Genomic DNA, 12,096 nt, shown 5'->3' with positions numbered 1-12,096 from the left:
TGGAATCAGGAATAAAAGGAATCAGGGTTCACGTATCAAGCGTGGTGCTCAGTGACCGAAGTACACCGAGCGCTCGGCCACGCTGACGGCATGCCGGCGGCCGGATTGCTTCGCGGTGTCGCCGTCGCTGCCGTAGCCGGAAGCCGCCGCGTTGGCTGCGACGGCGTCGCCGGCGTGGATCTGCGTCAGCGCGGCCTGCAGATCGTTCGGGTAGGTGGCGTCGGTCGCGCGGTTCAGCGGATAGCCGGCCTGTTGAAGCTGCGCGAGTTCGGCGCGCACCTGCGCACGCGTCACGGTGGATTCATTGGCAAACGCCGGAGCGGCAACGGCAGCCGAAACAGCGACGAGCAGGGCAGCGATCGATTGGACTTTCATTTTTCACCTCGATAGAAAAGGAATCGGGAATTCGGGAGGGCGGCGCTCGGCCGCCCGATGCAACGTTCAGGCGATCCGGATGTCGACGTCGATGTTGCCGCGCGTCGCCTTCGAATACGGGCAGGTCTGGTGCGCGGCGTCGACGATGCGTTGTGCGACGTCGCGCTCGAGCCCCGGCACGCTCACGTTCAGCCGGGCCTGCAGGAAGTACGCGTTGCCCGCCGTGCCGAGATCCACTTCGGCGTCGACCGCGAGATCGGCCGGCAGCGTCACCTTCGCGGCGCGCGCCGCAAGTTGCATCGCGCCGATGAAGCAGGCCGACCAGCCGGCTGCGAACAGTTGTTCCGGGTTGGTGCCGGTACCGGCACTGCCCGGCGACGACAACTGGATGTCGAGGCGGCCGTCGGAACTGCGCGCCGCGCCGTCGCGACCGCCGGAAGTCGTATGCGTCTTGCCCGTGTACAGCACTTTGTCGATCTTGCTCATCGTTTGCTCCGTCAGTTGAGGTTTGTTTCAGATGCGATTCGATCGCATGCGATGCAGTTTCTGCCTAACGACCACTCACGTCAAGCGCATTCGATTAAATCGCATGCGATATTTTGTATTTCAATGTATCTGGAATGTGTAGCGCCTTGTGGGACAAGGCTTTCAGGCGATCCCAATCCTGATGAACCACGGCGGCGGCCAACCGGACGGTGCGGTGGATCCTGGCCAATGTGGTTCGGGCGCTCGGCGCGGTGATCGACGCGCAGGGCCCGGATACGCCGTCGTTGCGTCTGCGGTTCGGCAATCGGCGCTCGACGTCGTGCCTAAGCGTCTCGATGCGCCGCACGCGAATGTCGAAGCGTGGCGCGATCTCACCGTGGGACCCGATTTTCCGGTGGTTTGACGACCTGATTTTTCTGTCGCGCAATACGCAGTTGGATAAAAATACACCCCTATCTGGATAACTTTTCTTATCACAATAGATCTATCCAATTTCCAAACTAGCCGATTCGAAAACGCGCCTCTGCCGTCCACAAAATACGCCGACAGCGGCGTCGCCACCGGCGAAGAAGGGCTTGTCGAGGCCGGCATGCGCTACTACTGCGCCGGTTCGCTCTCACGCCAGCGCGCCATCAACGTATTCGACGGCAACGTTTCGTCGCGCAGCTTGCGTGCGACGTCGACGCCGGCGACCGGCAATCCGTGCGGATCGAGCAACCCGAGCTGCACAAGCACGCTCGCCTGGTCCCAGTAGATGTGTTCGTTGTAGAGCTTGGGCCCGCGGAATTCGACGACGACGACCATCGGAATCTCCACGCGCTTGCCGGTCGGCACGACGCCGGGCAGCAGCCAGTCGATCTCCCGGTCGTGCGTGAACGTCAGGATGAACTCGTCCACCATGCGATCGACGCCGACCACGCGCGAGATCGGCGCCATCGCCATGTCGGCCGGATTGTTGTGGATGAAGTGATGCGTGTAGAAGCGCTTCAGTTCCGTGTACCCGGTGCCGCCCGTCATGGTCGGCACGTGATTCACGTATGGTTGTGGCACCATCGTCCGCATCGTCTCCTCCGGATCGCGCGCGGCGAACTCCAGATGGAAGTGATGATCGGCGAGCGCACCCAAGTCGTAGTCGGGGCCGAGCACCTTGCGAAACACCGCAAGACTGCGCGTATGCGCGGACATCGCCGCCGCCTTGACGAAGGTCGGGCCGCTACGGCTGAATGCGTGACCGGCGCCCTCGTAGACGTCAAGCTTCACGTTCGGCTTGCCGTCCAGGGCCACGCGTATCGCCGTCACGGTCTCGGGCGGATTGAGCGGATCGTCGGCGCCGAAATGCAGCGCGAGCGGGCACGCGATGCGCTCGGCCAGCTCGAGCGATTGCTCGATGCCGACGCCGTAATAGCCGACCGCGCAATCGACGTCGCCCTGCGCCGCGGCGAGCCAGGCAAGCTTGCCGCCGAGACAGAAGCCGAGCACGCCGACCTTGCCGGTCGATTCGGGCAGCATGCGCGCACGGGCGACGGTCGCGCGGATATCGTCGACGGCGCGGGCCACATCGAGGCGCGCGTAATAGTCGAAGGCCTTGGCATGGTCGGCTTCGCCGTAACCGAGTTCGATGTTCGGGCCGAATGGGTGGAACAGGTCCGGCGCGATGACGACATAACCCTCGGCCGCATAGAGATCCGCCACTTCGCGCATCTCGGCGTTCACGCCGAATATTTCCTGCAGCAATACGATGACCGGGCCGCTGCCCGCTTCCGGCAGCGCGAGATAGGCGTCGAACGCCGTGTCGCCCCGATCGATTCTGATGTGCTTCGTCATGGATGAAGTCCCGATGGAGTAGGGGGAAGGAATGCAAGCCGAATGGTTCGCTACTGCGCTGCGTGCCGCTCGAACCATTCGCGCGGCGAGCGGCCCTGATCCGGCCCGAGGATCGAAAAGCCGCCGTCGACGGGTACGTCGATGCCGGTGATCCACGATGCATCGTCCGAGCAGAGAAACGCGACGACTCGCCCGATCTCGTCGCCGCGGCCGACGCGGCCAAGTGCGTGCAGCGGCCGGCCGACGCGGTCCGCGACATCGACCGACCCACCCGCGAGCCGTTCCAGCGACGGCGACCATGTCCAGGCCGGCGACACGCTGACTGCCCGCAGGCCACGCGGCACCAGATCCACGGCGAGGTTGCGCGTCAGTTGCAGCAGCGCGGCTTTCGACGCCGGATACAGCGCACGTCCGGCCGTGCCGAACTTGCCGCCGACGCTGCCGAGGTTGACGATCACGCCGCGTCGCCGCAGATGCGGCGCGGCCTTCTGTGCCAGGATCGCCGCCGACACGAGATTGACGTCGAGCAGGCGCGACCATTGTGCGCGCGTCGACGCGAGGCCCGCGTCGTCGTAGCTGCACGCATTGTTCACGACGATGTCGAGCCCGCCGAAGGCGGCAAGGGCGGCCGCGATCGTGCTGTCGAGTTGCGCGTCGTCGGTGACGTCGGTGTGTGCGAAGCGCGCCGATGCGCCGATCGAAGCGGCCAGCGCGTGGCCCGCCTCGACATCGAGCCCGGCAATCAGCACGCTAGCACCTTCGTTCGCGAGGGCACGCGCGATGTCGGCGCCAAGCCCTTGCGTCGCGCCGGTGACGATTGCGACCTTGCCCGCGAGGCGCTCGCGCGTACTGCCCAGGCTGGCCTGCGAGGCCGATTCGGGAGAATGCGAAACGTTCATGTGCCCTCCGTTTGCGATGCGCGGCCGAACAGTTCGGCCACGCTGGAAATGCTCGCGATCAAGCGCATCGACTCGATCGATGCATCGTGCTGCCGACGATCCGCGCATGCGCAGGCGTCGGCCGCGACGGTCACGCGATAGCCGAGATCGGCGGCATGGCGGACGGTCATTTCGACGGTCGAATGCGTCGCGACGCCTGCGACGATCAGGTGACGAACGTCGTGCGCCGCGAGGATCCGTTCCAGCGGCGTACCGATGAAGCCGCTCGTGCACTGGTGATGGATGACATGGTCGAGCGCGCGCGCCGGATCGGGGTCGAGCGTCGGGTAAAACTGCGCGCCCCAACTGCCGTCACGCAGTGCGCCGAGCTCGGCCGTACGCACGAAAATCGGCGCATTGCGCGGCAAATCCGCGTAATCCTCACGGAATACGATACGGACATGCGCGATCGGCAAACCGAGCCCGCGCGCGCCGGCCAGCAACGCGCGGGCCGCGTCGAGCACCGCCGCGCGCGCGGGCTGGTCCGCGACGAAACCGACACGAATCTTGCCGCGCGGATCGAGCACGTCGTTCTGGTAGTGCAGCGCGATCACGGCCGTGCGCGCAAGCGGTATCGACAGCGATGCGGCGTTCACACGAATACCTCCAGGTTCGCGAGCGCATCGGTCGAGTTGATGAGATCGACGCGCTTCAGATAGATCTTCCAGTCCGGGCCGCGCGTATCGAGCTTGTGCGTGACGAGCCCGGCGAGCGTGCGCTGCCCGATCCGCCATTCGTTGACGATCTGCGTCGAGTGGACCACCAGCCGGCCGGCCGCATCGCGGCCGTCGACGATCACGTTACCGACGATGCGCGCGGTGCGCGTCGACGGCTGCTGCGACCAGTTGCGCCGGTTCGTCACGCGGGCCGCGCGCACTTCGCGCAGCGTCGCGTCCTCCCAGAAGAGCGAGATATGGTCGCGCGGATTGGCCTGGCCCGGCTCGTGCGGCAGCCAGTACATGCCGTCGGGCGTCCACAGGTCGAGCCACGTGTCGAATGCGCGCGTGTCGAGCAGCCGCGCCTCGCGAAACAGGAACTGCGCCGCCTGCGCGTGCAGCGCTGCGTCGGAGGCGAGGGCAGGTGCGTCGACCGCGACGGTCGACAGATCGAAGGCCGGATCGTGCAACATCAGGCGTCCCCTTCGCGCGTGCGCGCGGGTGAGGCGGCCTCGTCGACCATGAAGCGTTTCCATGCGGCGAACTGGTTGCGCATCGGCAATTCGCTGGTGCCGTTGATCGACACGAAGCCGTCGTCCGTCGCGCGATCCGTACCCGCGTAGCGATGCATGCTCACCCACTCGCCGCCGCGGGTCTGGTTGCCTTCCTGGCAGCGCGCGTAGACTTCGACGTCGTCGGGCATCACGTTCGACGACGGCGAATTGATCACGTTCGCGTAGGTCAACGCCCGGTCGAACACCGCGTCGGGCGCACCTTTCAGGCGAAACAGCTGGATTTCGACCAGCGTCCGGTCCACCGCGATCGGACGAATCACGCGGAACTGCTGAAATACCGTATGCGGGGAACCGCTGCCGTAGATCACGGTGTTGTGGCGGTTCATGCCGAGAATCCGACGCGCGCGTTCGTCGCCGTAAGCCTGCGCGAGCACCGCGAAATGCGCGTTCGACACCGAATCGCGTTCGGCCGCCGCCGGATCGAAAATGCCTTCCATGTAGCCATGGCCGTATGCGTAGGCACGCAATTCCAGTTTTTCCCAGAATTCGTACGGCTCGCCGTTGCCGTCCATGATGAGCAACTCGAACGGCATCGCGCCCATCGCCGCGGCCTGCGCGCGGGCCGACACCACCGACGATTCATGCGTGACCGGTGCATGCATCGTGTCGTGCAGGTTCTCGTAGAACACCTTCCAGTTCGAGCGCTGAAGGACGCGGAACACGCCACCCGTGACCTCGACCTCGCCAATCGGGGAGCGGTCGCACAGGTTGTCGATCGACGACACGACACCATTCAGGAAGGTCCGCAGATCCGGGCCGTCGTCGCTCTGGCTGGCGAACACGAAACCGCGATAGCTGTCCATGCGTGCGACGCGGCGCATCGAGAAATCCGGATGCTTCGGATCGAAGCAGGTGTTCTTCAGGCCGTTGCGCAACGGTGCCGACAGGTGCGTGCCGTCGTGCCCGAACGTCCATGCATGATACGGACACCGGAAGAATTTCCCGACCGAGCCGTCGCCGTCGGGTACGACTTTCGCACCCTTGTGCGGACACCGGTTGTAGATCACGTGGATCGTGCCGTCGGATGCGCGCACCATCACGACGTCCTGGTCGCCGATGCGCGTCGTGTGATAGTCGCCGGCCGTCTTGACCTGGCTCTCGTGGCCGACGTAGATCCACGCACGGCCGTAGATCCGCTCCATTTCCAGCGCGAAAATCGCCGGATCGGTATAGAGGCGCTTGTGCACGCTGTCGGGGCGCACCAGCACGGCCAGCGTCTCGTTGGTAAGGCTCATGGGAGTTCCTCGAAGGGGACAGTCAAAGATCCAGCACGAGATGCGCGCCATGCGCGCGCGACACGCATGGACAGAACGCACCGCTCGCGTGGTCGTCGTTGCTGAGGCAGATGTCGCGGTGATCGGGATCGCCGTCGAGCAAGCGGACCACGCACACGCCACAATCGCCACGCCGGCAGTCGTAGAGCGGATCGAGGCCGGCTTCGATCATGGCGTCGAGAATCGACGTGCCGGGCGGCACGTTCAGCACGTGCCCCGAACCCGCGAGACGCACTTCGACCGGGGCGTCTCCGCCCGTGGCGACCGGCGCGGCAAAGCGCTCGCAATGCAGCGTGTCGTCGCGCCAGCCGAGATGCCGGGCGGCCGCGAGCGTCGCCTCGATGAGCCCGGCGGGGCCGCAAACATACAGGTGCGTGCCGCTTTCAGGCGTGCCGATCGTGTCGGCCAGCCGCAGGCCGCGCGACGGTTCGCCATCGTCGAACCAGCACGTCGCGCCCGGTAGCGCGGCGACCTCGTCGCGATAGGCCATCGATACGGCATCGCGCGCGGCGTAGTGCAGGGTGAACGGGCGCCCGCTGCTCGCCAGTTCGCGGGCCATTGCGAGGATCGGCGTAATGCCGATACCGCCCGCCACGAGCAAGTGCCGGCGTGCGTGCGCAACGAGCGGGAAATCGTTCCTGGGCGGATCGATGTCGAATTCGTCGCCGGGCGCGCAGGCATGCATCCACTGCGAACCGCCGCTTCCGGCCGGTTCGCGCAGCACCGCGATTTCGTAACGGTCGATCGAATCGGCGCTGCCGTCGGCGTTCACGAGCGAATACGCGCGCCGTTGCGAACGAGGGGAGAGCGGCACGTGCACGTCGATATGCGCGCCGGCCACGAACCCGGGCAGCGGGCCGCCGTCGGCGGCGACAAGATGCAATCGGCGGATTGCGGGCGTCAGGGCATCGATACGCTCGACGCGGATTTTGAGCGGGGACATCCAGCGGCTCCGTTGAATTCAGAGGAGCCCACTGTATGCGGGCGAATGTGCCGCGAATATCCGAGGAACGCAGCACCTGTCCGGCGCGCGCAGAATTTCCGCTCAGCCGGCGGACTGGCGGGCGCGGCGCAACGTATCCGACGGCGATTCCCTGAACGTTTCGCGGTACAGGGCGGCGAAGCGGCCCAGATTCGCGAAGCCGCAACAGAGCGCCACGTCGGCCACGCGATCGGTCTCGCGGCCTTGCAACAATCGGTCGCGTGCGCGTTCGAGACGCCGTTCGCGGACCAGTTGCATCGGGCTCCCGCGCGAAAAGCGCCGAAACCCGTCGAGCAGCGTACGCACGGGCACGCCGGCCGCCAGCGCGATATCGGCCAGCGTAATCGGCTCGCACGCGTGCTCGGCGATATAAGCTTCCGCGCGCTTGACCGTACGCGGCACGAGCGCCGTTCCGCCGGGCCGCGTCTGACAGTGATGCGGCTGGCCGGCGAGCAGGAGCGAGATCACGAGCCGCTCGAATTCGAGCGCGATGCGGCGGTCGCGCTGCGCGAGTGCGACCGTCTCCGGCGACGATGCCATGACGCGCAACTGCATCAGCCACGGCAAGAGTTCGGAGCGGGAAAGGTCGAGTACCGGCTCGATCTGCAGATGGTCGTAGCCGGTGTGAGCAAGGATCGCGTGCTTGTCGACGCGCACGAAGAACTGCTCGCAGTCGCGGGAGAACGTAGCGCCGAAATGGCTGGCCGGGCTGACGATGACACCCTGCGCCGGCCCGATGATCACACGCCGGCCGCCGACGCTCACGTCCGCATAACCGCCGAGGCTGAGGATCGCGAGATAGTAATCCTCGATTTCGCCGGCATCGACGCCCATCGCGACGTCGTAACCGATCGTGCCGAACCCGACACTGTCGATCCGCACGTAGTCCATGTACGCGGAATAGCCGCCACGCGAGCTCCCTGGCGTGAGTCGATGCGGCTGCAGCACCGCGGCGATCCGTTCGCGCGTGTCGTCGATATCGACCGATTCGAAATAGCGGTATCGCCGGAGCAGGGTCGGCTCGATCGGCAAGGAAGCATTTGGCATGGCGAATCTTCGTTGCGTACGCGGGTAAACCCGGGGTGCGATATCGAACGATCGCCGTTGTTTTCCGGGGCACGTCCACTGTACACGTTTGCGACAAGGTCAATAAAACGGCCGATATCGGCCTCCGGATACTTGCCGGAATCGGACAGGCGACCGTGTGCGGTTGCGTTTAGCGGCTGGATGGCGAGCGCCGGTCGACCCCGTATCCGCATAGCGCGCGGATCAATGCCAGCGCCCGCTGCGCCTTTCCAGCCGGCAACTGATCGGCCGCCTGGCCAGGCTTGAGCCCCAAATCCACCACGGCCTGGATTACCTTCAGACGGTCGAGTTCTCGCATGTTCAATGTCACCAGAGCTGTTCGGTGCATCGCCGGCTCCATGATCTGACGGGGAGCCGGCAAGCTTACCGAGGTCCAAACGCGACATTTCTATTTAGCGGAAACACGACATCTGAACTTGGGACCTACACACAAACTATCGATAATGTTGATTATGTCAAATACGATAAATCGACTGCACGAGGTGCTGCTGGCCAAGCGTCCCCGCGTTCAAACCTTGCACCTTTGCACTTGACCTTGAGTGAGGCCGGCTGCCGGTCCAGCTCATTCTTCGTCGTCCCGGCGCGGGCCGCGCGCCGGGACCGGTTGCCGCCTGGCGGCCTCCTCTCTGTCAGAACCGGTACGTCGCCCCGATCTGGAAGAAGCGGCCGAGATCCGTGTAGAGCGACTGGTCATAGCCAGTGATGTCGGGCACGGCTTGCCACTCGACGTCGAACGGCGGCTTCTTGTCGAAAAGGTTCGTGATGCCGCCGTAAATCGTCCAATGCTTGAAGCCGCGATAGTTGAACATGAGGTTGAACTGGCTGTACGACGCCACCGATCCCGTACCGCCGTCGCCGAATTCCGCGGCCACGGCGTTCGTATATGGCCCGGTGTATTGCCAGGTCAGCGTGGTGGTCAGCTGCCGGTAGTCCCAGCTCACGCTCGTATTGCCCTTCCAGCGCGGGTTGCTCGCGCCGAACGGCTGCAGCAGCGCAAGGTTGTTGCCGGCGAAGTCCTGCGGCGCGGTTCCGGGGCTGTGCAGCTTGAAGTGCCACACATAAGTCCAGTCGCCTGCGAGCGTGAACGTGCCGTACTTGGTGCGCAGCGCTTTGCGGAAGTTGAGATCGAAACCATCGGTATCGAGCGCACCAAGGTTCACGAAATGCTGAACGAGGTAACGCACCGACCCGTCGGCGTTGCGCACGACGCGGGAGGGATCGTTGGCAACGAGCACCGAGTTCGGATCGTCGGTGCCGATGACTCCGTCGATGCGGACCTTGTAGAACGCCGCGCCGATATCGGTCATCGCATCGGGCGAAAGCTGGAAGCCGATGTTGTAGTTCTTCGTGTGCTCGGGCTGAAGATTCGGATTGCCCGCGACTTGCTCCGTCGTGAAGTGCTTGGTCGGCACACCGCTCGGATCGTTCGGATCGACGAGGTTCTGGTGAGAGAGATAGACGGCCTGTGAGTTTTCGACGAGGGTCGGCGCGCGGAAGCCGCGACTGTACGATGCATACGTCGTCAGCATTTGCACCGGCTGGAAACGCAGCGCAAAGCTCGGCGAAAACGCCCCACCGAAGTCGCTGTAGTGATCGTAGCGGCCCGCCTGCGTGAACGTCAGGTTGCGCAGGATCGGAATGTCGACCTGGTAGAACGCGGCGGCGACGTTGCGCGAACCCTCCACCGTCTGCACGTTCGCGGGTGCGGATACGCCCTGCGACGCGAGCGTCTGCGGGTTGATCGTCGACGATTCGTGGCGGAACTCGGTGCCCAGGCCCAGGCCGACCGCTCCCCCGGGCAGCGTGAAGAGATTCGACGTCGAGGCCTTGGCTGTCACGCTGTCGACCTTCGAGATGGCCTGCTGATCGTCGTCCGTGAAAACGCCGTTCAGGCCGTTTGGCGTGGCGGCCGGGTTCGAGAAGTTGTAGGTGCCGTTCGCGAGCATGTTCTCGAGGCCCGCGGCGTTGATCCGGTTGCTATACGTCGTATCGACGGTGCTCTGCGAGTGCCCGTAATCGGCCGACCAGTCCCACGCGCCGAATCTGCCCGCGTCGAACGAGCCTTTGACGCCCGTGTTCGCCATCCAGAACGTCGATACCGTGTCCGCCCTCACGACGTTGCCCGGGAAGGTCAGGTTGATCGCCGTCGGCACGCCGAACGGGTTATAGGGGTTGCTCACCGGTACGGTGCGCGGCAGCGGCGAAACGGACCCGGTCGCAGGGTTGTAGACGTTCGTCGTGCTCGAGATCGAGGCCGGTCCTTGCAACTGGACGGTTTCATCGCGGCTCAGCCAGAAGCCCGCATAGGCCTGCGTGTTGTCGTCGATCTTGAAGGTGGCGCGCACCTTCGCGTTCAGGCGCGTCGTGGACGGAACGAGCGATGTCGACGCGGCGGGGTTGTACGTGCAATTGGTCGCGCTCGTCTTGCTGCCCGGCGGGCACGGCGAAAGCGGCACCTTGGAGCCGTCCGCCAGCGACCAGTACGATTGCTGGTTCGGCCCGAGCGGCGCTGCCAGCCCGCCGGGATATTGCGTGAAGTCTTGCGCCGACGTCATGTCGCGATCGCCGAGCGTCGAGCCCGAATCGCGGTAATAGCTGGCGGCCGCGGTGACGTTGAAGCGATCCGAATTCAGGTCGCCGAAGCCGGCCAGTACGCTGAAGTTGCCCTGCCCGTCGCCCGGATGCTGCGCCTTGCCGAGTTGGCCGTCGATCTGCAGGCCCTGAAAGTTCTTCTTCGTAATGATGTTGACGACGCCCGCGATCGCGTCCGAGCCGTAGACGGATACCGCGCCGGTCTTGACGATCTCGACGCGCTCCACCATGTTCAACGGGATCGCGTTGACATCGAAGAACGTGTCGGTGAAGTTCACCGACTGCGCATAGTTCGCGACGCGCTGGCCATCGACGAGCACGAGCGTGTATTTCTCGCTGAGCCCGCGCAACGCCATGCCGGCGCCGCCGGGGGCCGAGCTGTTCATCGTCGTCTGGCCCCAGCTGCTTGCGGAATTGGCCGAGGTCGAACGCAGGAAATCGGCGACCGTCGTGTATCCGCTTTGCTGGATTTCCTTCGCGGTGATGACCTGCACTTCGGTGTGGCCGACCTTGTCGGAGGTGCGGATCAGCGAGCCCGTCACTTCGAACTTGTCGAGCTTTTTCACGGTCTGCCCGCCCGCAGCGGCGCCGGATGCCGGCGCGGGCACGGCGGCGGCAGCGCTTCCGGTCTGCTCGGCGGCGACGCTCCCGTCGACAGGCGTTGTCTGCGCATAAGCGGAGGTACCCAAAGCCGCCGTCAACGCGACTTCAGCCCATACGATGCTGCGTATTGCCGATCCCAAAGCCGTTGGTTTCATAACACCCCTCTGTCGTCGCAAGGCCTGACCTTTTTGTATGCACGGAGATTCGCCGGCCTTTAAATAGCGTTGCCCCGCGTTCCTGATTCGTCATCTGGTGCTCACAACCATTCCGTCCGTTTTCTTATTCCTTTCAACGTTATTTCTTCCGTTATCAAGAAGAATGAATTTGAAATAAAAGAATCTGCATTCCCATAGAGTTAGGACCTCTAATTACATGGATCGATCTTTCCCTGCATCGAACGGCTGCATACACGCTGCACCCTGGAACATTCGCACCATGGCGCTTCATAAATTAGAGCGGACGCGCTACCAGGAAAGGCAGTCGTCCGTTGAAGGGCTGCTTTACGTCTTCACTTTGAAAGTCTTAATGCACGGAACCTTCATTACCGTTCACTACCAAAGTTTTACGTTGGACGCGAACATAGCAGGACAGAATCGATGCGTCAAAAAATATTTGATGACACATAACTTTGTTTAGGTGCAATAGATGCACTCGGTTGGTGCCAAATAAAAATCGATATGGTTCATCAGCCGCTACCGTTATCTT

The 12,096-nt window shown here is 64.0% G+C and carries 12 protein-coding genes; 1 reads left to right on the top strand and 11 read right to left on the bottom strand.

Annotation, left to right across the window (positions count from 1 at the left end; translation table 11 throughout):
* Positions 1 to 48: 48 nt before the first annotated feature.
* Entirely contained in the window at positions 49 to 375 is a 327-nt protein-coding gene (locus tag HWX03_RS26350; protein ID WP_175873245.1) for a DUF4148 domain-containing protein, read from the bottom strand.
* A gap of 66 nt (positions 376 to 441) precedes the next feature.
* Positions 442 to 861, bottom strand: coding sequence for an organic hydroperoxide resistance protein (locus HWX03_RS26345; protein WP_034201940.1), 420 nt, complete (start codon positions 859 to 861; stop codon positions 442 to 444).
* Positions 862 to 1,070: 209 nt separating this feature from the next.
* Between HWX03_RS26345 and HWX03_RS26340 the strand changes: the two genes are divergently transcribed.
* Positions 1,071 to 1,325: a hypothetical protein gene (locus HWX03_RS26340; RefSeq protein ID WP_175873244.1), complete on the top strand. Its 255-nt coding sequence runs from the start codon at positions 1,071 to 1,073 to the stop codon at positions 1,323 to 1,325.
* A 133-nt stretch (positions 1,326 to 1,458) separates the two neighbouring features.
* Here the strand turns inward: HWX03_RS26340 and HWX03_RS26335 are convergent, their stop codons facing one another.
* From HWX03_RS26335 to HWX03_RS26295, 9 genes are all read right to left on the bottom strand, one after another.
* Positions 1,459 to 2,685, bottom strand: a complete 1,227-nt coding sequence (locus HWX03_RS26335) for a dienelactone hydrolase family protein (RefSeq protein ID WP_175873243.1) — start codon at positions 2,683 to 2,685, stop codon at positions 1,459 to 1,461.
* A gap of 50 nt (positions 2,686 to 2,735) precedes the next feature.
* Entirely contained in the window at positions 2,736 to 3,584 is an 849-nt protein-coding gene (locus tag HWX03_RS26330; protein WP_175873242.1) for an SDR family oxidoreductase, read from the bottom strand.
* Positions 3,581 to 4,219 (bottom strand): cysteine hydrolase, encoded by a 639-nt coding sequence (locus HWX03_RS26325; RefSeq protein ID WP_175873241.1) that lies wholly within the window; start codon positions 4,217 to 4,219, stop codon positions 3,581 to 3,583. Before HWX03_RS26325 ends, HWX03_RS26330 begins: the two co-directional genes overlap by 4 nt.
* Positions 4,216 to 4,752 (bottom strand): aromatic-ring-hydroxylating dioxygenase subunit beta, encoded by a 537-nt coding sequence (locus HWX03_RS26320; RefSeq protein WP_175873240.1) that lies wholly within the window; start codon positions 4,750 to 4,752, stop codon positions 4,216 to 4,218. Before HWX03_RS26320 ends, HWX03_RS26325 begins: the two co-directional genes overlap by 4 nt.
* Positions 4,752 to 6,089: an aromatic ring-hydroxylating dioxygenase subunit alpha gene (locus HWX03_RS26315; RefSeq protein WP_175873239.1), complete on the bottom strand. Its 1,338-nt coding sequence runs from the start codon at positions 6,087 to 6,089 to the stop codon at positions 4,752 to 4,754. The genes HWX03_RS26320 and HWX03_RS26315 overlap by 1 nt, the downstream gene beginning before the upstream one ends.
* A 22-nt stretch (positions 6,090 to 6,111) precedes the next feature.
* Positions 6,112 to 7,071 (bottom strand): PDR/VanB family oxidoreductase, encoded by a 960-nt coding sequence (locus tag HWX03_RS26310; RefSeq protein WP_175873238.1) that lies wholly within the window; start codon positions 7,069 to 7,071, stop codon positions 6,112 to 6,114.
* Positions 7,072 to 7,173: 102 nt separating this feature from the next.
* Positions 7,174 to 8,157, bottom strand: coding sequence for an anthranilate 1,2-dioxygenase regulatory protein AndR (andR, locus tag HWX03_RS26305; protein ID WP_175873237.1), 984 nt, complete (start codon positions 8,155 to 8,157; stop codon positions 7,174 to 7,176).
* A 169-nt stretch (positions 8,158 to 8,326) separates the two neighbouring features.
* Positions 8,327 to 8,524 (bottom strand): hypothetical protein, encoded by a 198-nt coding sequence (locus HWX03_RS26300; protein ID WP_208456825.1) that lies wholly within the window; start codon positions 8,522 to 8,524, stop codon positions 8,327 to 8,329.
* Positions 8,525 to 8,825: 301 nt separating this feature from the next.
* Entirely contained in the window at positions 8,826 to 11,546 is a 2,721-nt protein-coding gene (locus HWX03_RS26295) for a TonB-dependent receptor (protein ID WP_175873236.1), read from the bottom strand.
* Positions 11,547 to 12,096: the final 550 nt, after the last annotated feature.

The organism is Burkholderia sp. BCC0397, assembly GCF_902832865.1.
In the GTDB taxonomy this organism is placed as follows: domain Bacteria; phylum Pseudomonadota; class Gammaproteobacteria; order Burkholderiales; family Burkholderiaceae; genus Burkholderia.
This window is presented reverse-complemented; position numbering and strand designations above follow the sequence as displayed.

What these genes read in the sequence shown, in the direction of transcription:
- HWX03_RS26350 (WP_175873245.1), bottom strand. Translation starts at nt 375, where the DNA reads ATGAAAGTCCAATCGATCGCTGCCCTGCTCGTCGCTGTTTCGGCTGCC.
- HWX03_RS26345 (WP_034201940.1), bottom strand. Translation starts at nt 861, where the DNA reads ATGAGCAAGATCGACAAAGTGCTGTACACGGGCAAGACGCATACGACT.
- HWX03_RS26335 (WP_175873243.1), bottom strand. Translation starts at nt 2,685, where the DNA reads ATGACGAAGCACATCAGAATCGATCGGGGCGACACGGCGTTCGACGCC.
- HWX03_RS26330 (WP_175873242.1), bottom strand. Translation starts at nt 3,584, where the DNA reads ATGAACGTTTCGCATTCTCCCGAATCGGCCTCGCAGGCCAGCCTGGGC.
- HWX03_RS26320 (WP_175873240.1), bottom strand. Translation starts at nt 4,752, where the DNA reads ATGTTGCACGATCCGGCCTTCGATCTGTCGACCGTCGCGGTCGACGCA.
- HWX03_RS26315 (WP_175873239.1), bottom strand. Translation starts at nt 6,089, where the DNA reads ATGAGCCTTACCAACGAGACGCTGGCCGTGCTGGTGCGCCCCGACAGC.
- HWX03_RS26310 (WP_175873238.1), bottom strand. Translation starts at nt 7,071, where the DNA reads ATGTCCCCGCTCAAAATCCGCGTCGAGCGTATCGATGCCCTGACGCCC.
- andR (WP_175873237.1), bottom strand. Translation starts at nt 8,157, where the DNA reads ATGCCAAATGCTTCCTTGCCGATCGAGCCGACCCTGCTCCGGCGATAC.
- HWX03_RS26300 (WP_208456825.1), bottom strand. Translation starts at nt 8,524, where the DNA reads ATGCACCGAACAGCTCTGGTGACATTGAACATGCGAGAACTCGACCGT.
- HWX03_RS26295 (WP_175873236.1), bottom strand. Translation starts at nt 11,546, where the DNA reads ATGAAACCAACGGCTTTGGGATCGGCAATACGCAGCATCGTATGGGCT.